The organism is Comamonas serinivorans, assembly GCF_002158865.1.
Lineage (GTDB): Bacteria > Pseudomonadota > Gammaproteobacteria > Burkholderiales > Burkholderiaceae_C > Comamonas_E > Comamonas_E serinivorans.
Genome location: NZ_CP021455.1, coordinates 3636141 through 3659605, shown reverse-complemented (window position 1 = coordinate 3659605; position 23465 = coordinate 3636141). Strand labels below are relative to the sequence as shown.

At 66.3% G+C, this 23465-nt stretch carries 19 protein-coding genes and 1 pseudogene; 5 read left to right on the top strand and 15 right to left on the bottom strand.

Annotated elements, in window-relative coordinates:
• The first annotated feature begins 10 nt into the window (after positions 1 to 10).
• On the top strand, positions 11 to 1792 hold the full coding sequence (locus CCO03_RS15590; protein ID WP_087282526.1) for an acyclic terpene utilization AtuA family protein: 1782 nt from the start codon (positions 11 to 13) through the stop codon (positions 1790 to 1792).
• Between the two features lie 415 nt (positions 1793 to 2207).
• Here CCO03_RS15590 and CCO03_RS15585 read toward each other — a convergent pair whose 3' ends face one another.
• The 13 genes from CCO03_RS15585 to trxB form a co-directional block, all read right to left on the bottom strand.
• Positions 2208 to 3344, bottom strand: a complete 1137-nt coding sequence (locus CCO03_RS15585; protein ID WP_087282524.1) for a PilT/PilU family type 4a pilus ATPase — start codon at positions 3342 to 3344, stop codon at positions 2208 to 2210.
• Between the two features lie 76 nt (positions 3345 to 3420).
• The gene (locus tag CCO03_RS15580) at positions 3421 to 4464 is read right to left on the bottom strand and encodes a type IV pilus twitching motility protein PilT (RefSeq protein ID WP_087282521.1); all 1044 of its coding nucleotides are present in this window, start codon (positions 4462 to 4464) and stop codon (positions 3421 to 3423) included.
• 168 nt (positions 4465 to 4632) lie between these two features.
• Positions 4633 to 5334 carry a MarC family protein gene (locus CCO03_RS15575; RefSeq protein WP_087282519.1) on the bottom strand — a complete coding sequence of 234 codons (702 nt, stop codon included), beginning with the start codon at positions 5332 to 5334 and terminating at the stop codon, positions 4633 to 4635.
• 188 nt (positions 5335 to 5522) lie between these two features.
• Positions 5523 to 6404 (bottom strand): protease HtpX, encoded by an 882-nt coding sequence (htpX, locus tag CCO03_RS15570; RefSeq protein ID WP_087282516.1) that lies wholly within the window; start codon positions 6402 to 6404, stop codon positions 5523 to 5525.
• Positions 6405 to 6741: 337 nt separating this feature from the next.
• Positions 6742 to 7587 carry an NYN domain-containing protein gene (locus tag CCO03_RS15565; RefSeq protein ID WP_087282514.1) on the bottom strand — a complete coding sequence of 282 codons (846 nt, stop codon included), beginning with the start codon at positions 7585 to 7587 and terminating at the stop codon, positions 6742 to 6744.
• A gap of 138 nt (positions 7588 to 7725) precedes the next feature.
• Positions 7726 to 8766, bottom strand: a complete 1041-nt coding sequence (gene pyrC / locus CCO03_RS15560; RefSeq protein WP_087282512.1) for a dihydroorotase — start codon at positions 8764 to 8766, stop codon at positions 7726 to 7728.
• Between the two features lie 372 nt (positions 8767 to 9138).
• Positions 9139 to 9408, bottom strand: a complete 270-nt coding sequence (locus CCO03_RS15555; protein WP_087282510.1) for a BTH_I0359 family protein — start codon at positions 9406 to 9408, stop codon at positions 9139 to 9141.
• A 330-nt stretch (positions 9409 to 9738) separates the two neighbouring features.
• Positions 9739 to 10137 carry a fluoride efflux transporter CrcB gene (crcB, locus tag CCO03_RS15550; RefSeq protein ID WP_418236029.1) on the bottom strand — a complete coding sequence of 133 codons (399 nt, stop codon included), beginning with the start codon at positions 10135 to 10137 and terminating at the stop codon, positions 9739 to 9741.
• Between the two features lie 78 nt (positions 10138 to 10215).
• Positions 10216 to 11223: a recombination-associated protein RdgC gene (locus tag CCO03_RS15545; protein WP_157667729.1), complete on the bottom strand. Its 1008-nt coding sequence runs from the start codon at positions 11221 to 11223 to the stop codon at positions 10216 to 10218.
• Positions 11224 to 11333: 110 nt separating this feature from the next.
• Complete coding sequence (locus CCO03_RS15540; protein ID WP_087282506.1) at positions 11334 to 11717, bottom strand: ComEA family DNA-binding protein; 384 nt, start codon at positions 11715 to 11717, stop codon at positions 11334 to 11336.
• Positions 11718 to 11900: 183 nt separating this feature from the next.
• Positions 11901 to 12071: a 50S ribosomal protein L33 gene (rpmG, locus tag CCO03_RS15535; protein WP_087282504.1), complete on the bottom strand. Its 171-nt coding sequence runs from the start codon at positions 12069 to 12071 to the stop codon at positions 11901 to 11903.
• Between the two features lie 26 nt (positions 12072 to 12097).
• Positions 12098 to 12331, bottom strand: a complete 234-nt coding sequence (gene rpmB / locus CCO03_RS15530; protein ID WP_087282502.1) for a 50S ribosomal protein L28 — start codon at positions 12329 to 12331, stop codon at positions 12098 to 12100.
• Positions 12332 to 12541: 210 nt separating this feature from the next.
• The gene (gene trxB, locus CCO03_RS15525) at positions 12542 to 13528 is read right to left on the bottom strand and encodes a thioredoxin-disulfide reductase (RefSeq protein WP_087282500.1); all 987 of its coding nucleotides are present in this window, start codon (positions 13526 to 13528) and stop codon (positions 12542 to 12544) included.
• A gap of 175 nt (positions 13529 to 13703) precedes the next feature.
• Here trxB and CCO03_RS15520 point away from each other — a divergent pair, with 175 nt between their 5' ends.
• The 4 genes and pseudogenes from CCO03_RS15520 to CCO03_RS19910 all read left to right on the top strand — a co-directional run.
• Entirely contained in the window at positions 13704 to 14378 is a 675-nt protein-coding gene (locus tag CCO03_RS15520; protein WP_087282498.1) for a Crp/Fnr family transcriptional regulator, read from the top strand.
• A 58-nt stretch (positions 14379 to 14436) separates the two neighbouring features.
• Positions 14437 to 16809 (top strand): DNA translocase FtsK, encoded by a 2373-nt coding sequence (locus CCO03_RS15515; protein WP_087282497.1) that lies wholly within the window; start codon positions 14437 to 14439, stop codon positions 16807 to 16809.
• Positions 16810 to 17186: 377 nt separating this feature from the next.
• Positions 17187 to 17819 (top strand): outer membrane lipoprotein periplasmic chaperone LolA, encoded by a 633-nt coding sequence (gene lolA, locus CCO03_RS15510; protein WP_236903877.1) that lies wholly within the window; start codon positions 17187 to 17189, stop codon positions 17817 to 17819.
• Positions 17820 to 18141: 322 nt separating this feature from the next.
• Positions 18142 to 18276, top strand: a pseudogene (locus CCO03_RS19910) (class I tRNA ligase family protein); the annotation flags it as partial.
• 98 nt (positions 18277 to 18374) lie between these two features.
• Here the strand turns inward: CCO03_RS19910 and CCO03_RS15500 are convergent.
• Positions 18375 to 19700, bottom strand: a complete 1326-nt coding sequence (locus CCO03_RS15500) for a replication-associated recombination protein A (RefSeq protein ID WP_087282493.1) — start codon at positions 19698 to 19700, stop codon at positions 18375 to 18377.
• Positions 19701 to 19913: 213 nt separating this feature from the next.
• Positions 19914 to 22997 (bottom strand): Rne/Rng family ribonuclease, encoded by a 3084-nt coding sequence (locus CCO03_RS15495; protein WP_087284796.1) that lies wholly within the window; start codon positions 22995 to 22997, stop codon positions 19914 to 19916.
• Positions 22998 to 23465: the final 468 nt, after the last annotated feature.

The window sequence follows — 23465 nt, the reverse complement described above, 5'->3', positions numbered from 1 at the left end:
AGGAGACCACATGAACAAGCAATCCATCCGCATCGGCGGTGCCTCGGGCTTCTGGGGCGATTCCAGCGTGGGCGCGCCGCAGCTGGTGCGCCACGGCGACATCGACTTCCTGGTGTTCGACTACCTGGCCGAGTTGACCATGTCCATCCTGGCCTCGGCGCGCATGAAAAAGCCCGAGCTGGGCTACGCGACCGACTTCGTGACCGTGACCATGAAGTCGCTGATGCAGGAGATCGCCGCCAAGGGCATCCGCGTGGTCAGCAACGCGGGCGGCATGAACCCGCATGGCTGCGCGGCTGCGATTGCGGCCCTGGCGCAGGAGCAGGGCCTGACGCTGCGCATCGCCGTGGTCGAAGGCGATGACGTGATGCCGCTGGTGCCGCAGCTGCGCGAGGCCGGTGTGCGCGACATGCAAAAAGGCCAGCCGCTGCCGGCCCGGGTGGTGAGCGCGAACGCCTACCTGGGGGCCCTGCCGGTCAAGCAGGCGCTGGATGCGGGCGCCGACATCGTGGTCACGGGCCGCTGTGTCGATTCGGCCGTGACGCTGGGGGTGCTGATGCACGCCTTCGGCTGGTCGGCCGACGACCACGACCGGCTGGCGCAGGGCAGCCTGGCCGGCCACATCATCGAGTGCGGGGCCCAGACCACCGGTGGCCTGCACACCGATTGGGAGCAGGTGCCCGACTGGGCCAACATCGGCTACCCGGTGGTGGACTGCCAGGCCGATGGCCGCTTCACCGTGGGCAAGCCGCCGGGCACGGGCGGCCTGGTGAGCACGGCCACCGTGGGCGAGCAGATCCTCTACGAGATCGGCGACCCGGCGGCCTACATCCTGCCCGACGTGGTGTGCGATTTCACCCAGGTGCGGCTCACGCAGCTGGGGCCGGACCAGGTGGAGGTGCAGGGCGCCCGCGGCCGGCCGCCCACCGACACCTACAAGGTCAGCGCCACCTACGTCGACGGCTTTCGCTGCAACGCGCAGCTCACCATCGTGGGCGTGGACGCCGTGAAGAAGGCCGAGCGCACGGCCGAGGCCATCCTCACGCGCACGCGGCGGCTGTTTGCCGAACGTGGCTTGGGCGACTACACGCGCACGCACGTCGACATCGTGGGTGCCGAATCGCTGTTCGGCCCGCACGCCCAGGCGCGTGGCACCCGCGAGGCCGTCATGCGCCTGGCGGTGATGCACCCCGAGAAGGCGGCGCTGGAGCTGTTCGCGCGCGAGGTGGCGCCCGCCGGCACCAGCTGGTCGCCCGGCACCACGGGCTCGGGCAGCGGGCGCGCCACGCCGTCGCCCTCCATCCGGCAGTACGCCTTCCTGCTGGACAAGGGCGCGCTGCACCCGGCCGTGGTGCTGGACGGCGTGCGCACCGAAGTGGCGGTGCCCGCCGGCGTGCCGCTGGCCCCGTCGGCCGAGACGCCAGCCACCGAGCCGGTGCCGGTGCAGATGCCCGGCGAAACCGAGGCCGTGCCGCTCATCACGCTGGCCTGGGGCCGCAGTGGCGACAAGGGCGACACCTCGAACATCGGCCTCATCGCACGCCGGCCCGAGTACCTGCCGCTGATCCGCGCCCAGGTCACGCCCGACACCGTGCGCCAGTGGCTGGCGCATTTGGTCAAAGGGCGCGTCACCCGCCACGACCTGCCGGGCTTCGACGCCGTCAACTTCGTTTGCGAAGAGGCCCTGGATGGCGGCGGCATGGCGTCGCTGCGCAACGATCCGCTCGGCAAAGGCATGGCGCAGATCCTGTTGACCATGCCGGTGAAGGTGCCCAAGGCCTGGCTGACCTGAGCATCTGGTAAACGGCAGTATGGCTGCGTTGCCGTTTGTTTGGAAACGGCAGTGAGTCGATACTGTCGATGGGTTGAAGTCAATGGCGCGGTCGATGCCGTGGCGCCATGCCCGCGCATGGTGGGACGTGGCTTGGCCTGGCGCTTCAGGCGTACGAAGCGCCCGGGACTCGCGTGTGTCGGGCGCGGTGAATGGCGCCTAAGTCGTGCGCCGACGCTGCGGCGGGCGTGCACGACGTGCGTGCGCTGCGCCTGCTCAAAAGGCCTGCAACGCGGTTGGCGCACGGGTCCAGGCCATCCCGCTCGACGAGGCGTGGGCGCGCTACCCGCGCCCACCGCTGCTCACGCCCGCGGTGCCCAACACGGGGCCGGGCCGCCGTGGGCCATTGCCACCGTGCCCGCGGCTGAGCGCCGCGTCAGACGATGGCCAGGTGCTCGGTGCCGGCGGCCAGGTCCAGCGACTTGGCGCGCTGGCTGTGCAGCTTGATCTGCAGGCGCAGGTCGTTCATCGAGTCGGCATTGCGCAGCGCGTCTTCGAAGGTGATCTGGTTGGCCTCGAACAGGTCGAACAGCGACTGGTCGAAGGTCTGCATGCCCAGCTCGCGGCTTTTCTTCATGATCTCTTTGATCTCGCCGACTTCGCCCTTGAAGATCAAGTCGGCGATGAGCGGCGAGTTCAGCATGATTTCGACTGCGGCAGTGCGCCCCTTGCTGTCCTGCTTGGGCAGCAGGCGTTGCGACACCAGGGCGCGCAGGTTCAGCGACAGGTCCATCAGCAGCTGAGCGCGCCGCTCTTCGGGGAAGAAGTTGATGATGCGGTCCAGCGCCTGGTTGGCGCTGTTGGCGTGCAGCGTGGCCAGGCACAGGTGACCGGTTTCGGCAAAGGCCACCGCGTGCTCCATGGTTTCGCGGTCGCGGATTTCGCCCATCAGGATGACATCGGGCGCTTGCCGCAGGCTGTTCTTGAGGGCGGCTTCCCACGAATCGGTGTCCAGGCCCACTTCGCGCTGGGTCACGATGCAGTTCTTGTGCGGGTGCACGAACTCCACCGGGTCTTCCACGGTGACGATGTGGCCGTAGGAGTTGAGGTTGCGCCAGTCCACCATGGCTGCCAGCGTGGTCGATTTGCCTGAGCCCGTGGCGCCGACCAGGATGGTCAGCCCGCGCTTGGACATGGCCACGTCCTTGAGCACCTGCGGCATGCCCAGGCCATCGATGGTGGGCAGTTCCTGCGGGATCAACCGCAGCACCATGCCCACCTTGCCCTGCTGCAGGAAGGCGTTGACGCGGAAACGCCCGATGCCGGCCGGCGAGATGGCGAAGTTGCACTCCTTGGTGCGCTCGAACTCGGCGCCTTGTTTGTCGTTCATCACCGAGCGCACCAGCGCCAGGGTGTGCGCCGCGGTCAGCGGCTGGGCCGACACCTTGTTGATCCGTCCGTCGACCTTGATGGCCGGCGGAAAGTCGGCCGTGATGAACAGGTCGCTGCCCTTGCGGCTGATCATCAGCTTGAGCAGGTCGTTGATGAACTTTGAAGCCTGATCGCGTTCCATGCGAATCCTCCATCAGCTCGGTGCCGCGCTGGGCACCGAATGAACCCAAGGGGGCGGCTGGGCCGCCCGCGTGTCGTCAACCGGGGAAGTTCTCCGGAATCTTGGCCTTGCCACGGGCCTCAGCCTTGCTGATCGCGTTGCGCCGCACCAGGTCGGACAGGCATTGGTCCAGCGTCTGCATGCCGTAGGCATGGCCGGTCTGGATGGATGAGTACATCTGAGCCACCTTGTCCTCGCGGATCAGGTTGCGGATGGCCGGGGTGCCGATCATGATCTCGTGCGCGGCCACGCGGCCCTGGCCGTCCTTGGTCTTGCACAGGGTCTGGGCAATCACGGCGTTCAGCGACTCGGACAGCATGGAGCGCACCATTTCCTTTTCCTCGGCTGGGAACACGTCGATGATCCGGTCGATGGTCTTGGCGGCCGACGAGGTGTGCAGCGTGCCGAACACCAGGTGGCCGGTTTCGGCGGCGGTCATGGCCAGGCGAATCGTCTCCAGGTCGCGCAATTCGCCCACGAGGATGGCGTCGGGGTCTTCGCGCAGGGCCGACCGCAGGGCGTTGGTGAAGCTCAGCGTGTGCGGCCCGACCTCGCGCTGGTTGATCAGGCACTTCTTGGACTCGTGCACGAACTCGATGGGGTCTTCCACCGTCAGCACGTGGGCGTACTCGCTTTCGTTGAGGTGGTTGATCATGGCCGCCAGCGTGGTGGACTTGCCCGAGCCCGTGGGGCCGGTCACCAGCACCAGGCCCCGCGGCTGCAGCGACAGCTCGCCGAAGATCTTGGGCGCGTTGAGCTGCTCCAGCGACAGGATCTTGCTCGGGATGGTCCGCAGCACGGCGCCGGCGCCCCGGTTCTGGTTGAAGGCGTTGACGCGAAAGCGCGCCAGGCCGTCGATTTCGAACGAGAAGTCCACCTCCAGGAATTCTTCGTACGCCTTGCGCTGGGCGTCGTTCATGATGTCGTACACCATGGCGAACACCTGTTTGTGGTCCAACGGTTCCACGTTCAGGCGACGCACGTCGCCGTGCACGCGAATCATGGGGGGCAACCCGGCTGACAGGTGCAGGTCAGACGCCTTGTTCTTGACGCTGAACGCCAGCAGTTGGGTGATGTCCACGGGGTTCCTCCGGTGTGAGACTTACAGTTTGCTACGCTTGAGACGATTATGACGAGGTTCCGTGGCTTTGCACGGGGCGGCGCCTGCTGGCGCCTGCCAATCGCCGCGCAGATTGCACACATCTGTCACGGTGCCACAACGCTCACCCCCAGGGTATGGCGCCTGTGCTCACATGCGGACCTGCAGCGTCAGCACCCCGCGCAGCAGCTCGCTCGTGCCGTCCCACATGATCTGGATGCCCAGGCACAGCAGGATGAAGGCCGACAGCCGCGTGAACACCAACATGCCGGCCTCGCCCAGCGGACGCAGGATCTGCTGCGCGTAGCGGTAAGCCAGGTAGATGAGGGCCGCCAGCGACGCCAGGGCCGCGGCGCCGCCCAGGGCGTTGGCCATGCCGAACGACGTGCGGCCATCGTGCAGGGTCACGCCGACGGTGATGATGGCGGAGATCGACCCAGGGCCGCAGGTGATGGGAAAAGTCAGCGGAAAAAAGCCCTGGCGTTGCGCCTGCTCGGGCGTGAAGGCCTGGGCCAGGGCTTCGCGGTGGTCGCTGGTGTCTTGGCTGGCGGTGAGCAGGCGCCAGGCCGAGGCCGCGACGATGAGGCCGCCCCCCAGGCGCACGATGGGCAGCGAGATGCCGAAGAAGTCGAGCACGTACGAGCCCACCAGCAACACGCCCAGCATCAGCATGAACGAGTTGGTGGCAATTCGCTTGGCCAGGCTGACCCGGGTGCCGACGTCGGCGCCCTCGGTCAGCGTGAGAAAAATCGGTGCGACGGCTGCCGGGTTGATGATGGGCAGCACCGCCGCGATGACGAACAGGTAGCTGCGACCAAAGCTTCCGAACAGCGCCCCCACGTCCATGTCCATCGTCCATCCTTCCCGCGGCAAGAATCAGCCAGTGTAGCGAGGGCTGCCGTGAGGCTTCGTCAGCCAATGCCCTCAAGCGCTACGCCTTCAGCACCGGCACTCCAACAAAAAGCCCGGCGCGGGCCGGGCTGGGTCGGGCGTCTTGCTGGCGCTGCCCGGCTGTGCGGCCGAGGGCGCCAGGGCGCTGGTCAGCGAGCCTGTTGCAGGGCCGCGATGCGTTGCTCGATCGGCGGGTGGGTCGAGAACAGCTTGCCGATGCCGCCGGCGATGCCCATGGTGGCCAGGCTCTTGTTGGGCAGGTCCTGGTTGTTCATCTGACCCAGGCGGGCCAGGGCATTGACCATGGACTGCGACTGGCCCATGAGGTGAGCGGCGCCCGCGTCGGCGCGGAACTCGCGGTGGCGCGAGAACCAGGCCACGATGATGTGGGCCAGGAAACCGAACACCAGGTCGAGCACGAACACGGTGATCATGTAGCCGATGCCCGTGCCTTGCGGCGCGTCATCGCTGCGGTTGCCGCGCAGGAAGCCGTCGATCACGTAACCCAGCGCGCGCGAGGCGAACACCACGAAGGTGTTCATCACGCCCTGGATCAGCGTCATGGTGACCATGTCGCCATTGGCCACGTGGGCCACTTCGTGGGCCAGCACGGCCTCGATCTCGTCGCGCGTCATGCCGCGCAGCAGCCCGGTGGAAACCGCCACCAGCGAGGAGTTCTTGAACGCGCCCGTGGCAAAGGCGTTGGCCTCGCCCTCGTAGATGCCGACCTCGGGCATGCCGATACCGGCTTTTTGCGACAGCCGCGCCACCACGTCCACCAGCCAGGCCTCGTCGGCATTGCTGGGCTGGTTGATGATCTTCACGCCCATGCTCATCTTGGCCATGGACTTGCTCATCAGCAGCGAGATGATGGCGCCGGTGAACCCCACGATGATGGAGAACACGAGCAGCGAGCTGAAGTTGATGCCGTTGGCGGTGATGTACTGCCTTACCCCCAACAGGTTGGCGACCAAGCCGATGACGGCCACAACGGCCAGGTTGGTCAAGACGAACAGGGCAATGCGTTTCATGGGGGAGCTCGATTCCTTTTGGCAGGGATGTCAGGTTTCGAATGGTAGGGACAAGCCTGCCAACTTCAACCGCACTGAACGCAAATCCGTCACCGCAAAAGGCTTTCAAAGATGCGGTAACTGCGCCGCTTGGCCGGCTGGCCGTGGCAGGACGGCATGCTGAAGATGGTGGGGTTGATGAAGGCAGTATTCCGGCCTTGCCGATGAAAAATGATCGACAAAGCCTGCATACTCCGTTGAAGGCGCATTCGCCCGACGATCGGGGCGATGCCCTGGCCCAATGCAGCTGGCTGCGGGGCTGCGGGGCTGCGGGGCTGGCGGGGGCCGGTCGTGGGCCTCAGCGCTTGGGCTTCACGCGCACGGCGACCTTGGGCGTGCCTTCGTCGCGCAGCTCAAAGGCTTCGGTGGCCGCCAGCAGCTTGCTGAGGCTGCCGTAGCCGTAGTTGCGCGCGTCAAACGATTCCTTGTTGGCGATCTGGTGGCCCAGCGTGCCCACGCGCACCCAGCCTTGCTCATCGGCATTGGCCTGCACGGCACTGCGCAGCCCGTTCATCAGCCGGGCGTTCTGCCGCAGTTGCGAGGTGGGCACGCGCAGGCTGGCGCAGGGCGGCAGCGGGTTGCTGCCCTCGGGCGCGGGGGGCGCATCGTTGGGCCTGGCGTCCGACGCCGTTACCGCTGGCGGCTGCGTGCCGTGCGCTTGGGGCGCCACCGCCTCCGTCAACGGGGTATTGGCAGGCTCTTCGCTGGCTTCGCGCAGCGCCTCGAGGTACAGGAAGCGCGAACAGGCGTTGACGAAGGGCTTGGGCGTCTGGGCGGCGCCGAAGCCGTACACGGCCGCGCCCTTGGCGCGCAGATGCATGACCAGCGGCGTGAAATCGGCGTCGGACGACGCAATCGCGAAGGCATCGGGCCGCTCGGTGTAGAGCAGCTCCATGGCGTCCACCGTCATCGCCATGTCCGAGGCGTTCTTGCGCCGCGAGTAGTCGAACTGCTGCATGGGCCGGATGGCGAACTCGAGCAGCCGGTCCTGCCAGCCGCCCAGTGCCGACTTGGTCCAGTTGCCGTAGGCACGCCGGATGTTGATCACGCCCAGGGTGGACAGCTCGGTGAGGATTTCGTCGATCAGGTCGGCCGGCGAGTTGTCGGCGTCGATCAGCAAGGCGATGCGCGGCACGGGTTCCATGGGCGTCCTGTTCCGTTGAAGAGGCCTGTCTGCCAGCGGCCCCAGGGTTGCGGGCCGAACGAGGTGTGATGGAGGCGGGGTATGCATCGATCTCCGTTGTCTTGAAAACGGAGATTCAGGCATACCCCATCATCTGCATCAGGCTTGCAGCTTCCATTGCAGGGTTTCGCCTGCGCCCAGGGGCTTGACCTGGGTTTCGCCAAACGGGTAGGCCTCGGGCACGGTCCAGGGTTCGCGCTGCAGCGTGATGGTGTCGGTGTTGGGCGTCAGGCCATAGAAGGCCGGGCCGTTCAGGCTGGCAAAGGCTTCCAGCTTGTCCAGGGCGTTGGCGCGGTCGAAGGCCTCGGCGTACAGCTCGATGGCGGCGTAGGCGGTGTAGCAGCCGGCGCAGCCCAGCGCGGCTTCCTTGAGCAGCGCGGCGTGCGGGGCACTGTCGGTGCCCAGGAAGAACTTGGGGCTGCCGCTGGTGGCCGCCGTCACCAGCGCCTGGCGGTGTTGCTCGCGCTTGAGCACGGGCAGGCAGTAGAAGTGGGGCCGGATGCCGCCCGTGAAGATGGCGTTGCGGTTGTAGAGCAGGTGGTGCGCCGTGATGGTGGCGGCGGTGAAGGTGTCGGCGCCGGCCACGTACTGAGCGGCCTCGCGCGTGGTGATGTGCTCGAACACCACCTTCAGCTCGGGAAAGTCGCGGCGCAGCGGTTGCAGCACGCGGTCGATGAAGACGGCCTCGCGGTCGAACAGGTCAACCTCGGGATCGGTGACCTCGCCGTGCATCAGCAGCAGCACGCCTTCGCGCTGCATGGCTTCCAGCGTGGCGTAGGTGTTGCGGATGTCGGTGACGCCGGCGTCGCTGTTGGTGGTGGCGCCAGCCGGGTAGAGCTTGCACGCCACCACGCCAGCGGCTTTGGCGGCGCGAATTTCGTCCGGGGCCAGCGTGTCGGTCAGGTACAGCGACATCAGCGGCGTGAAGCGGTGGCCCGCCGGAACGGCGGCGCGGATGCGCTCGGCATAGGCCTGGGCTTGCACCGCCGTGGTCACCGGCGGCTTGAGGTTGGGCATGATGAGCGCGCGGCCCATTTGCGCGCTGGAGTGGGGCACCACACTGTGCAGGGCGGCACCATCGCGCACGTGCAGGTGCCAGTCGTCGGGTCGGGTCAGGGTCAGGGTGTTCACGGCGGACATTCGATGCGGGTCTAGACAGGACGGCGGGGTCAGGCCCCGAACCCGCCGATTCTCGCAGGCCGGATTGCGCGGCCGGAACCTGCAGGTCGAGAGCGGCGACGGGCCCCAGCTGCGGGGCGGCGTTTCAAGCAGGCATCCGCCCGTCGCAGGATGCCGGCGCGCGGCGAGCTCAAGGGTGGCGATGCGGCCGAGCGAGGCGGCGATGGCATCGACCCTCTGAGCAAGCACCGCATGCGCTGCGTGGGTGAGCTGGCCGTTCCGTGGCGGCCGGGCGCGCACCGTTCATCCGGCATCGGCCGATGAAAAAGCCGCCACAGGGGCCTGTGGCGGCTCAGGGGGCGGGCGCCCACGCGGTGGATTGGTGATGAGGCCTCAGTGCATCAGCACCGGGTTTTGAGCCAGCACCGCGAAGCCTTCCAGCGTGTCCTCGACCTCTTCCTGGGTCGGGGTCTTGGCCTGCCAGGCTTGGATGTGGACCTGGAACAGCTCGGCCCAGGAACCGTCCAGATACACCTCTTTGCCCGTGCGTTTGTCCACGATTTCGAACCCGTGGCGTTCAAGCGTTGGCCCGTCTTGCGGCCCCACGGCTTCGGCGAACAGGTGCACGACCGAGAAGGTGTCGGAGTCGTAAAGCATGTTCATCTGGGGGTTCCCTTTCATGGTGTGTCCGAGTGGACTTGGGGTCGGGGTGCACGATTTCAAGCAAAGTCAATGCCAGAAGCCGTTGAACCCATTCTGAGCGCAATCCTTCAACGCACGATGGATTCCCGCTGTTGACGGGGCCTGGATGTCGGCAAGCGTGGTTTTTTGGCAATTCGGTGCCGCGGCGGGCCCCAGAAGGGCCCGATGACGCCGCTCCCTGTGGGCAGGGTGCGGGCGCCGCCGCCCCATCCCACGAAGCGATGCCTTGTTGAATGGATCAAGGGGTATCAGGTCACTGTCGTTCAACCACCAACGGCAGTGGTTTCATACTCAGGAAAGGATTCTGCGCACGCCCTGCAACCCGACCCAGGTCAGCAGCAGTGAGCCCGCCAGGTGCAGGCTGGTGGTGGCCAGGGCCCGCGCCAGGCGGCCGTCCTGCAGCATGGCGATGACTTCGGCGCTGAAGCTGGAGAAGGTGGTCAAGGCGCCCAGCAGGCCCGTGATCCAGAACATGCGCCAGGCCGGGTCGAGGTCCGTACGCAGCTCGAAGATGCCGATGCACACGCCAATCACGAGCGCGCCGACCCAGTTCGCCGTCAAGGTGCCCCAGGGCATCCAGGCCCCGGGCTGGTTGAGCCACACCCCCAGGCGCCAACGCAGGAGCGCACCCACGCAGGCGCCCACGCAGATGGCCAAGGCGAAACGCAGGTCCTGGGGAAGGGCGGTCATGGTGCGAGGCGATTCAAGGGGTATCCGTGCACCTGCGATGATCATTCATCGAGGGTGTTCTGGTACTCCTGTTGAGTGTCAGAACGGTGGGCCTTCGGCCCATGCCTCTGCGGCCTGGCCCGTGGCCTCAGTCGCTCCCGCCGAAAGCGCGGCTGCAGGCGTGGGCGCAGCGCCAGGTAGGGCGCCCGGGGCCTGTTCGCCGCCCAGGGCTTGCAGCAGGCTGGCGATCAGCGCCTGCAGCTCGGCGGTCTTGATGGTGATGTCGGTGTCGAAGCGGTCGTCGTCGTCGCCGGCATCGGCGAACACGCTGTCGTCAAAGCCGATTTTCTTCAGCACCAGCGCTTCGGTCAGCGTGAAGCGGACGCGGTCTTCCCAGTTCACGGCCAGGGCGATGGGCAGCTTGCCATCGGCCAGGTGCTGGCGCACTTCGTCGGTGGACAGGTCGTGGCGTTTGAACTTGACCATGGCGGGCTCTTCGCCACCGCCTTTGAGCTCGCACTCACGCCCCAGCGCAAAGTCGCTGGGCATGGCATCGGCTTCTTCGCTGCCCAGCCAGTGGGCCATCACCGACTGCGGTGTGCTGTGGGTCTGGATCAGGCGCAGACCAAATCCACGGCCCGCCACGCGCGTGAGGCTGCTGGTGATTTCGTCGGCCCTGCCAGGGCTGGCCGCGTCCAGCGCGAGGATGCGGGATTCGGGATCCAGCCAGACCCAGTTGCTCGATTGCTTGGGGAAGGCATGGGGCAGCAGCTCTTGCAGCGCGTCGTCACGCAGGTCTTTCTTCTCGCGCTTGCCAGGCACGCGGCCTGTGGTGGCTTCGATCTGCTGCGCCAGCTCGTCCACGCGTCGACGCAGTGCGTCGGCCGGAACGGCCTTGGTCTCGATGGTGAATTTGGCAATCCACTGGCCGGCCACGGATTCCGCGAATTCGCCGTGGTTCTGGCCACGTACGGGCACCCAGCCCGTGGCCTTTTGCTGGGTGGCGCTGCAGGGCGAAAAGGCCTCCTGCATCAGCGCGTCTTGAAGTTCGGTGAGGGATTGCGGCCAGCCGGCTTCAATCCGGAACAGCATGAGGTTTGAAAACACTGCGAATCCTGTAGGTGGTCCAAGCCGGGCTTGGGGAAACCCACCATCTTAGAGGATTCGCAGCGGGCGCCCGGGCTGGCTGCAGCAGACCCGGGGCCGGGCGGGCCAGGTCATTTGGCGCCGCTGGCGGGCTTCTTGGCCGGCGCGGCAGCCGTGGCAGGTGCCGCGGCTTTGGCGGTTGCCGGGGTTGCGGCCGGCTTGGCCGCTGCGGCCTTGGGCGCCGCGCCAGACAGCGCTTTGCCGCCGACGGTCAGGCCTGCGTCAGAGAATTTGACCGAGTTCTTCTCGCCCACGCCCTTCACGCGCGCGGCGAAGTCGGCCCAGTCCTTGAAGTTGCCGTTCTTCTTGCGCTCATCCAGGATGGAGGCCGACATCTTGGGGCCAATGCCCTTGATGGTGTCCAGGTCGGCGGCCGTGGCCGTGTTGACCTCCACGGCGGCCATGGCCAGCGAAGCGTACAAGGCGGCGAACACGGCAAGGATGATTTTGAACATGGTGCATCTCCTCCAAAACTGTTGGTCGGAGCTTGATTGAACCGGCTTTCCCGGGGCTCAACCATCAGGGGCACTCCCGAAGACGAATGGCGTAGAGATTGACCATTTGGGCAAGAAAAAAGCCCGGCTGTCGAACAGTCGGGCTTCTTGCGCATTTTCTGGTAACGCCAGAAACGCGTGTGCTTACTTCAGCTTGATTTCCTTGTACTCGACATGCTTGCGAGCCTTGGGGTCAAACTTCGTGATGGACATCTTCTCGGGCATGGTCTTCTTGTTCTTCGTGGTCGTGTAGAAGTGACCCGTGCCAGCCGTCGATTCCAGCTTGATTTTTTCGCGTCCGCCTTTGGTTGCCATGATGTGTTAACTCCTTGCGTTGGCGATCAGGCTTGACCACGTGCGCGCATGTCTGCGAGCACGGCGTCGATGCCGTTCTTGTCGATCAGGCGCAGTGCAGCGCTCGAAACGCGCAGACGCACCCAGCGGTTTTCGCTTTCCACCCAGAAGCGGCGGTACTGCAGGTTGGGCAGGAAACGACGCTTGGTCTTGTTGTTGGCGTGGGAAACGTTGTTCCCCACCATGGGCTTCTTGCCCGTGACTTCACACACGCGTGCCATGAGGACACTCCATCTGTTTTAACGGCAGCTTGCATCCCCGTGGGGAATGCACCTGGCCGACATGCATCGGCCGCTGCCTCACCTCGCCAATTTCAGGGTGGCGGTTGCCCCGGAGATGCCTGGCACCCGGCACTGCCCCAAAGGGAAGGCCTGGGCGCCGTGGTGGCACCATCGCTGATCCGCACCCGACTGAGCGCGGAAAACCCGGCATTATAGCGAGATTTCGGCAGGGCGCTCAAGCGTCTCCACCTCTTGCTCAAGGTAACGCTGGGCGTCCAGGGCCGCCATGCAGCCCGTGCCGGCGCTGGTGATGGCCTGGCGGTAGACGTGGTCCTGCACATCGCCGGCGGCAAACACGCCGGGGACGCTGGTCATGGTCGCGAAACCGTTGGTGCCGGCCTGGGTGACGATGTAGCCGTTCTGCAGCTTGAGTTGCTCGGTGAAGAGCTCGGAATTGGGCGAGTGACCGATGGCGATGAAGCAGCCCATGAGCTGGAGGTCTTCCGTGGCGTCGGTCTGGGTGTTGCGGATGCGGATGCCGGTGACGCCGCTGGCATCGCCCAGGACCTCGTCGAGGGTGTGGAAGGTCTTCAGCTCGATCTTGCCGGCCTGCACCTTGGCCATCAGCTTGTCCACCAGGATGGGTTCGGCTCGGAACTTGTCCCTGCGGTGGATGAGGTAGACCTTGCGGGCGATGTTGGACAGGTAGAGGGCTTCCTCGACGGCGGTGTTGCCGCCGCCGACCACGCACACGTCCTGTTCGCGGTAGAAGAAGCCGTCGCAGGTGGCGCAGGCCGACACGCCGCGACCCTTGAACGACTCTTCGGAGGGCAGGCCCAGGTACTTGGCCGAGGCACCGGTGGCGATGATCAGGCTGTCACACGTGAACTCATACGAGTCGCCCACCAAGCGGAAGGGGCGCTGGCTGAGGTCGACGTGGTTGATGTGGTCGAAGATGATCTCGGTGTTGAAGCGCTCGGCGTGCTTCTGGAAGCGAGCCATCAGTTCAGGGCCCTGAACGCCATCCACGTCGGCGGGCCAGTTGTCCACGTCGGTGGTGGTCATGAGCTGGCCGCCTTGCGCAATGCCCGTGACCAGGATGGGGTTGAGGTTGGCGCGAGCCGCATAGACCGCCGCCGAATAACCAGCCGGGCCGGAACCAAGAATCAATACCCGCGCGTGCTTGCTGTGCTTCATTTCTGTTGCTGTACTGCTCAAAAGAGAAGCCGCTACGCTAGCATACGCATCCAGCAGATGCGAATTTGGTGAACTATTGCCCTGGACAGGATGTCCAGTTTGACGCAGTCGGTGGTGATTTTGTGTGGGGTGCCACCGCGCTGACTTCTGAAATTGCTTCCAGGAGAGTGTTTTCATGACCATGTTGTCGAGCTTGGACTTGATTCGTCGGGTGCCGCTGTTTTCCGTCCTGACCGATGCGCAGGCGGCATCCGTAGCGGACTCGGTGGTCAAGCGCCGCTTCAAACGTGGCGAGGTCATCGTGGAACAGGACAAGAAGAGCAATGCTTTGTTCATCCTGTTGACCGGTCGGGTGCGCGTCATCAAGGCCGATGAGCGGGGGCGGGAGGTGATCCTCGCCACCATGCACCCGGGCGATTACATCGGCGAAATGAGCCTGATTGACAACCAGCCCCATTCGGCCACGGTGAAGGCCGAGATCCAGACCGATGTGCTGATGCTGGGCCGACTGGAGTTCGCCCGTTGCCTGCCCGAGAACTCGTCCATGGCCTACGCCGTGATGCGAGGCCTGGTGCAACGGCTGCGCCACGCCGACCGCAAGATCGAATCGCTGGCGCTGATGGACGTCTACGGGCGTGTGGCGCGTGCGCTGCTCGAGTTCGCCGTGGAAGGCCCGGACGGTGAATTGCGCATCCGCGACAAGATTTCGCGACAGGACATTGCCAAGATGGTGGGCGCCTCGCGCGAAATGGTCAGCCGCGTGATGAAGGACCTGGAAGAGCGCGCGCTCATCGAAACCCAGCCCGATGGTGGACTATTGGTCAAGGAGCGCTTGCACGCGCTGAGCTGAGGCCGGACACCCCGTCCAGACGCCAAATCGATCGGTTAAGCTCGCAGATCGATTTGCCATGGCTTATTCACTCAATACTTTGGACGCTGAAGGTACCGAGCGGTTTTCGCTGCGCCGATCCGTGGGACGCCTGATTCAGGAGACCGGCCTGGTGCTCGGTCTGGCCCTGATCATTTTCGTGCTCATGGCCCTGTTGTCTCATTCCGCCCTGGACGAGGCCTTCATGACCTCCGGCACCGGGGGGGCCGTGCGCAACTGGGCGGGCCATTCCGGCGCCTACCTGTCCGACCTCGGCTTTGCCCTGTTTGGCTACTCGGTCTGGTGGGCCGTGGCGGCCGGCATCCGCGCCTGGTTGGGCGCACTGGCGCGCTGGATGCGCCTGGAGCCGCAAACGTCGCCGGCTGACCTGGCCGGCGCGGGTGAGCTTGAACGCATGCTGGCCACGCGCGCCGGCTTCTGGCTGGGGCTGGTGTTGCTCATGGTGGCCAGCTGTGCGCTGGAGTGGAGCCGCCTGTACCGCCTGGACGCCGTGGTGCCGGGCGGCCACGCGGGCGGCATCCTCGGGCATTTCTCGGGCCAGCTCATGCAGAACTGGTTCGGGTTCACGGGCTCCGGACTGCTGTGCATCGCCGGCGTGGTGTTCGGCTTGGCGGCCGTGTTCCGGTTTTCCTGGTCATCCCTGGCGGAACGCATCGGCCGCGCGCTGGAAGCGCTGGTGCAGGCGCGCCGCATTCGCCGCGAAGTTGCCGAGGACGAGGCGGTGGGGCGCCGTGCCGTGCGTGAACGGCGCGATGAATCGCCTTCGACGACCCTGGACGACGTGGTCGAGCCTGCTGCGTTCTCGCCCACGCCCCAACCGCGCGTGATCGAGCCACCTGTGGCCGAGCCCGCCAAGAGCGAGCGGGTGGTGAAAGAGCGCCAGAAGCCGCTGTTCAAGGACCTGCCCGACAGCAACCTGCCCCAGGTCGATTTGCTGGACGAAGCCCTGGTCAAGCAGGACACCGTCTCGCCCGAGGTGCTGGAGATGACCAGCCGCCTGATCGAGAAAAAGCTCAAGGACTTCGGCGTCGAGGTGCAGGTCGTGGCGGCGGCGCCCGGCCCGGTCATCACGCGTTACGAGATCGAGCCGGCCACCGGCGTCAAGGGCTCGCAGATCGTGAACCTGGCCAAGGACCTGGCGCGGTCGCTTTCGCTGGTCTCCATCCGCGTGGTCGAGACCATCCCGGGCAAGAACTTCATGGCGCTGGAGCTGCCCAACGCCAAGCGGCAGACCATCCGCCTGTCCGAGATCCTCGGCTCGCAGGTCTACCACGAAGCCAAGTCGCTGCTGACCGTGGGCCTGGGCAAGGACATCGTCGGCAACCCCATCGTCGCCGACCTGGCCAAGATGCCGCACGCCCTGGTGGCAGGCACCACCGGCTCGGGCAAGTCGGTGGGCATCAACGCCATGATCCTCTCGCTGCTCTACAAGGCCGAGCCCAAGGACGTGCGCCTGCTGATGATCGACCCCAAGATGCTGGAAATGTCGGTTTACGAAGGCATTCCTCATCTGCTGTGCCCTGTGGTGACGGACATGAAGCAGGCGGCCAATGGCCTGAACTGGTGCGTGGCCGAGATGGAGCGGCGCTACAAGTTGATGAGCAAGGTCGGCGTGCGCAACCTGGCCGGCTTCAACCAGAAGGTGGACGAAGCCAAGGCGCGGGGCGAGTTCATCTACAACCCGTTCAGCCTGACGCCGGACGACCCCGAGCCGCTGGACCGCCTGCCGCACATCGTGGTCATCATCGACGAGCTGGCCGACCTGATGATGGTGGTCGGCAAGAAGATCGAGGAGCTGATCGCGCGCCTGGCGCAAAAGGCGCGGGCCGCCGGCATCCACCTGCTGCTGGCCACGCAGCGCCCCAGCGTGGACGTCATCACCGGCCTCATCAAGGCCAATATCCCCACGCGCATCGCCTTCCAGGTCAGCAGCAAGATCGACAGCCGCACCATCCTCGACCAGATGGGCGCCGAGGCCTTGCTCGGCATGGGCGACATGCTCTACATGCCCTCGGGCACCTCGCTGCCCACGCGGGTGCACGGCGCCTTCGTCAGTGACGACGAGGTGCACCGCGTCGTTGAATACCTGAAGACCCAGGGCGAGCCCAATTACATCGACGGCGTGCTGGAAGGGGGCACGGTGGACGGCGAGGACACCAGCTATGGCGGTGGCGACGGCGAAGGTGGCGAGAAGGACCCGATGTATGACCAGGCCGTCGAGGTGGTGCTGAAGGACCGCAAGGCCAGCATCTCCTACGTCCAGCGCAAATTGCGCATCGGCTACAACCGCTCGGCCCGCTTGCTCGAAGACATGGAGAACGCCGGCGTCGTCTCGGCGCTGGGCGCCAATGGTCAACGCGACATCCTCGTGCCCGCGCGCAACGGCGAATGATGCAGGAGTGATTGCATCAGGGCAGTATGGTGGGGTCGCCGTTCAATTCACAACGGCAACCCCTGCATACTGCCAAATGATGCGATGCATGGCCGCAGCCGGGCACGAACTCTTTCCCCCAGGTTGGCGATGCAGCGACCACGGAAGCTGAGGACCAAACGGTCTCACGACGTTTTCAACCCGCCTCACGCATGCGAGCCGAATCGGACCCATGAGGTGAGACCCCGCATCGCCGCCATCCCAGCCGCGTGCCGTGACGTCTGCTTGCACGGCTTCACGCCGGCTTGACGTGCGGGCACTTCGCTTGCGCTAGGCTGGTGACCTTGACCGCTACCCTTGATCCATCCCGCATGACACGCCTTCTTCGACCTTCCCTGATGGCCCTCGCTTTGGGGGCTGCGCTGCAGGCGCCGGCCTGGGCCGATGGCCTGGACAGCCTGGCGCAGTTTGCCGCCCAGGTCCGCAGCGGCCAGGCCAGCTTCACCCAGGTGGTCACGCCGCCCGGTAAAGATGGCAAGCCGGGCGCGCCCAAGACCCAGAGCGGCCAGTTCGCCTTTGAGCGTCCGGGCAAGTTCCGCTTCGACTACCAGAAACCCTTTGCCCAGACCATCGTGGCCGATGGCCAGACCCTGTGGCTGTACGACGCCGACCTGAACCAGGTCACGCGCAAGGCCCAGGCGCAGGTGCTGGGCTCGACGCCGGCGGCCATCGTCTCGTCGGCCAACAACCTGGATGCGCTGCGCAAGGATTTCGAGCTGAAGGCCCTGCCCGATGCCGAGGCCCAGCAATGGGTGCTGGCCACGCCCAAGAACCCCGATGGCCAGATCAAGAGCGTGCGCGTCGGCCTCAAGCCCGGCGACAAGGGGCCGCAGTTGCAGACCCTGGACATCACCGACAACTTTGGCCAGCGTTCGGTCATCACCTTTGGCGGCTTCGAGTCCAACGCAGCCCTGCCGGCCGCAACCTTCCAATTCAAGCCGCCCGCGGGCGCCGATGTGCTGAAGGAGTGAGTGATCCGCTCTCACGCGGGATCGAGCGTGTCCGTCCAGAGGGAAAGCGCTTCATGGCTTGCGCACGCGACATCCGCGACAAGCAGCCCCATGGGCCTGTGCTTCCGCCTGAGCCGTCACGCAACAGACGCCTGATCGTGCAGCAGCGCCATGGCCGACGACATTGCCATCGCCGTGCAGGTCGGTGGCCTGCTCCACACCGTCGCCTGGTACGTGCAGATTTGGCCATGGCACTGCGCAGCGTCTTCAGCGCCTTGGGCGCCATCAGGGGGCTCAGGTTCGACGCTGGCAAGTGGCGCCCGGCAACTCGAGCCCAATCAGGCCGCCCTGCGCCAACGGCCTGATTCACATCGGCCATGCCGTGAACAAGATACTCAAGGACATGATCGTCAAGGCGCGCCAGCTCAAGGGACTGGACGCCATGTACGTGCCGGGTTGGGACCACGGCCTGCCGATCGCATGGGTGTGACATCCCCAAAGGGGTATGCGGTCGTCATCGTTCATGTGAGAGCGGTAGACCATACATACTGCGGCAATGCTTCTGCCGCAGCCTGATCATCCGGCATCGCGCGGTGTCGGCTTGGCGGGGTCCGCTTGCGCATCCAGCTCGCGCAACCAGGCGAGTTTCTCGCCGATCTTGCCCTCCAGCCCGCGTGGCACGGGTTGGTACCAGCGCGGCTCGGCCATGCCGTCGGGCAGGTAGCGTTCGCCGGCCGCATAGGCGTTGGGCTCGTCGTGCGCATATCGGTAGGCGTGGCCGTGGCCCAGTTCCTTCATCAGCTGGGTGGGCGCGTTGCGCAGGTGCACGGGCACTTCGCGGCTTTTGTCCTGTTTGACGAAGGCGCGGGCCTGGTTGTAGGCGTTGTAGCCGGCGTTGCTCTTGGCCGCCACGGCCAGGTAGATGACGGCCTGGCCCAGCGCCAGCTCGCCCTCGGGGCTGCCCAGGCGCTCGAAGGTCAGCGCGGCGTCGTTCGCGATCTGCATGGCGCGCGGGTCGGCCAGGCCGATGTCTTCCCAGGCCATGCGCACGATGCGGCGCGCCAGGTAGCGCGGGTCGGCGCCGCCGTCCAGCATGCGCGTGAGCCAGTACAGCGCGGCATCGGGGTGCGAGCCGCGCACCGATTTGTGCAGCGCCGAGATCTGGTCGTAGAAATTGTCGCCACCCTTGTCGAAACGGCGCGCGTTCAGGCTCAGGGCGTTCTCCGCGAATTCGGGGGTGATGTGCGTGATGCCGGCCGTGCGGGCGGCCGTCTGCGTCTGCTCCAGCAGGTTCAGAAAGCGACGGGCATCGCCGTCGGCATAGCCGATCAGCGTGTCGCGCGCCCGGTCGTCGAAGCTCAGCCCGGTCAAGGCCTTGGCTTGCGCCCGCGCCAGCAGCTGCTGCAGCTCCTCGTCCGACAGCGACTGCAGCACGTACACCTGGGCCCGCGAGAGCAGGGCCGAGTTGACTTCGAACGAGGGGTTTTCGGTGGTGGCGCCGATGAAGGTGACCAGGCCGCTTTCGGCATATGGCAGCAGCGCGTCCTGCTGGCTTTTGTTGAAGCGGTGGATCTCGTCGACGAACAGGATGGTGTGCTTGCCCTGGGCCAGGTGCAGCTGGGCTTGCTCCATGGCGGCGCGGATGTCCTTGACGCCGGAGAACACGGCCGACAAGGCGATGAACTCGCAGGCGAACGCGGTGGCGGTCAGGCGCGCCAGCGTGGTCTTGCCCACGCCAGGCGGCCCCCAGAAGATCATGGAATGGGGCTTGCCCGACTGAAAGGCCAGTCGCAGCGGCTTGCCTTCACCCAGCAGGTGCGACTGGCCGATGACCTCATCGAGGCTTTGCGGACGCAGCAGCTCGGCCAGAGGCGGGGTGGGCGCGGTGCTGAACAAATCCATGGTGGTTGCTCCAGGGATTGGATGATTCAATGCAGTATGGGTCGATTCTCGTTGAATGTTCAACGGGAATCGACCCATACTGCGTCATTTTTGAAGAGGCAAAAGCGCTGCAGCCGCAGGCCGATGACGCGCAGGCGCTGGCATCGGGCCGTGGGCTGCATGCTCAGCCTGTGCGCCGGTCCGGGCCCGCCGTGGCGAGCCCGAGGGGGCGACTCACAGGCTGACGTCGTCTTCGACGAGCGGGCTGACCAGCTGACGCTTGGTTTCCACCAGCACCGGCGGCAGCTCGTCCAGCGGCTTGAGCACCGGGCGGGGACGCGGCACGTGCACCGGCTTGGGCTCGGCGGCGATGGCGGCCTGCACGGCGGCCACGCGTTCGGCGTTGGAGTTCACCCACTCCAGTTGCGCGGCGCTGGCCACCTGGGTCAGCTCCTGCACCGGCAGCTCGTACCGGCCGATGCGCGGCATGCGGCCTGTGTCGGCGACCACCTCGGCGGCGGCCACAGCGGCCACCGCCACGGGCGCCGGGCTCACGGGGGCCGGGTTGGCCGGTGCTGCGCTGACCGTGGTGGGCGCGGGGCTGCTGGCAAGCTCGTCCGCCGAGGCGTTCACCACGTCGGCGCGGGCCGGGCTGGCGTCGCCCTGCGCACGCTGGAAGTACGAACGCGGGGCCGATTCGGCGCGTGTCGGCGCGGCATCGGGCTGGGCGTCGTCCTGGGCCGGCATGTCACGGTCCTCGCGGTCGTCGCGCTCGACACGGTCGCCACGTTCACGGCGGTCGCGACCAAAGCGATCGCGGGAGCGGCGCTCACGCGGCTCGCGCGCTTCCTGGCGGTCGTCGGTCGCGCCGGCCTCGTCGCGGCCGGTGTCGTCGCTCAGCGCATCGCGTTCACGGCGGTCGCGGCCGTTGCGCTCGCGTTCACGGTCGTCGCGGCTGGGACGGCCGTCTCGGTTGTCGCGCGGCTCACGGCCCTCACGCGAGTCGCGGTCTTCGCGGGGCTCGCGACCTTCGCGCGTGTCACGGCTCTCGCGCGGTTCGCGGTTCTCACGCAATTCGCGCGGCTCGCGGCTTTCACGCGGTTCGCGGCTGTCGCGTTCGTCGCGGCGGCTGCGGCGCTCGTCGTCACCGGCCTCGTCGTCGCGCTCGCTGCGGTCCTGGCGCGCACGGCGTTCGCCGCCGCGGTCGCTCCGGTCGCGTTCACCGCTGCGCTCGCTGCGGGGGCGCTCACCGCGGGCGCGGTCCTGGCGCTCGCTGCGGTCGTCGTCCTGGCGGTCGGCACAGTCGGTGTCGTCGCGGCGGCGCTCGTCACGCCCTTCGCGGGTGTCCCGGCGACGCTCGTCGCGGCGGCCATCGCGTCCATCCCGGCCTTCCCCGCGGCGGCGTTCGTCACGGCCGTCGCGGCGGCTGCGTTCGTTGCGGCGGTCTTCGGCGCCAGGCGCGGGGGCGTCGTCGATGGGGCCTTGCGGCGCGGGCGCCATGGGCTGGGGCGTGGGCTGCGGTGCCGGCGTGGGCATCGGCATGGTCGGCGCGTCGTTGCCGAAGATGGCGCGCCAGATCTGCAGCAGCTTGGCGATCCAGCCCGGCACCTCGACGGAGGGCTGAACCACGGGCGCAGGGGCCGGTGGCGGTGCCACGGCCGGCGTGGCCGGCGCTGCGGCTGCCGCTTCCGGCTGGGGTTCCAGCTCGGGCGCGGGACCGTCGTGCAGGATGTTCTTGATGCGCGGCGTCTGGCGGTTCTTGGGCGTGCTTGAGCGGCGGGTGATGGCCGTCGGGTCCTCGAACTCGTCGACCTGCTTGTAGCTGGGCTCGATGCGATCCAGACGCGGATCGTCGAATTTCAGGCGTTCGAGCTTGTAGTGCGGCGTCTCGATCGTCTTGTTGGGGATCAGCAGCACGCTGATGCGCTGCATGAGTTCGATCTTGGCGATCTCGGCGCGCTTTTCGTTGAGCAGGAAGCTGGCGACCTCGACCGGCACCTGGACGTACACGGCGGCCGTGCTGTCCTTCATGGCCTCTTCCTGGATGATGCGCAGGATCTGCAGGGCCGAGCTTTCCGTGTCGCGCACATGGCCCGAGCCACCGCAGCGCGGGCAGGGGATGGAGGCGCCTTCGGCGAGCGCCGGCTTCAGGCGCTGGCGGCTCAGCTCCATGAGCCCGAACTTGCTGATCGAGCCGAACTGCACGCGGGCGCGATCGGCGTCCATGGCGTCGGCCAGGCGGCGTTCGACCTCGCGGCGGTTCTTGCTGTCCTCCATGTCGATGAAGTCGATCACGATGAGGCCGCCCAGGTCGCGCAGGCGGGCCTGGCGGGCCACTTCCTCGGCCGCTTCCAGGTTGGTGCGCGTGGCAGTTTCCTCGATGTCGCCGCCCTTGATGGCGCGGGCCGAGTTCACGTCGATGGAGACCAGGGCTTCGGTGTGGTCGATGACGATAGCGCCGCCCGAGGGCAGCTGCACGGTGCGTGCGTAGGCGGTCTCGATCTGGTGTTCGATCTGGAAGCGCGAGAACAGCGGGGCGTTGTCGCGGTAGCGCTTCACGCGCGATGCGTAGTCGGGCATCACGTGCGTGAGGAACTGGTAGGCCGGCTCGTAGATGTCGTCCGTGTCGATCAGGATTTCCTTGATGTCCTCGCTGAAGTAATCGCGGATGGCCCGGATGACGAGGTTGGATTCCTTGTAGATCAGCTCGGCGCCCTTGCCGTCGACCACGGCGTTGTCGATGGCATTCCAGACCTTGAGCAGGAAGTCCAGGTCCCACTGCAGTTCGCGGGCGCTCTTGTTGGTGCCGGCGGTGCGGGCAATCACGCTCATGCCCTTGGGGTAGACCAGCTTGTCCATGGCGGACTTGAGCTCGGCGCGGTTGGCACCATCGATGCGGCGCGACACGCCACCGCCGCGCGGGTTGTTGGGCATCAGCACCATGTAGCGCCCGGCGAGGCTGACGAAGGTGGTCAGCGCAGCGCCCTTGTTGCCGCGCTCTTCCTTCTCGACCTGGACGACCAGTTCCTGGCCCTCGCGGATCACATCCTGGATGCGGGCCTGGCTGACGGAAACGCCTTCGGCGAAGTATTCGCGGGAGATTTCCTTGAACGGCAGAAAGCCGTGGCGCTCTTCGCCGTAGTCGACGAAACAGGCTTCGAGCGAGGGCTCGACGCGTGTCACCACGGCGCGGTAAATGTTGCCCTTGCGCTGTTCGCGCCCTTCAATCTCCACCTCGTAATCGAGCAGCTTCTGCCCGTCCACGATCGCCAGACGGCACTCTTCGGCCTGTGTGGCGTTGATCAGCATCCGCTTCATGATGCAATCCTTTTCGTTTTCTCGCGTGAAGCCCTTGCGGGCATCCAGGCGCCGGAGCCGACACAACGAAACAGGGAAACGGATGCAGCCAGAGCGTCACACGGGGCCGTCAGGGCCTGTGCAACGGGAAATGGGCTGCGTGGATGAGGGCGAGCGTGTCGCGCGTTGGGCTGGCCAGAGGGCAGGGCGCGCGACGGAAGAAACGTGTGGGGCGAGGCCACGCGAGGGTGACCAGCGGGCCCCTCTCTTGCATGTCCATGGTTGCCAGCACACGATGAGTATTCGCTTTGGTCCACCTGTCAGCCCGAAAAAGTGGGCGGGCAGGTCATGTTTCTGAATGTTTGTGTTGTGTCGACCGCCCAGGATTCGCAGGCCCATGGCATCCAGGTGCACTTCGGGCGCTGGTCCGCCTGGCGGCACCGACTTGTGTCCATGTGGCGTGGCTTCTGTGCACTACACTCACTGCGG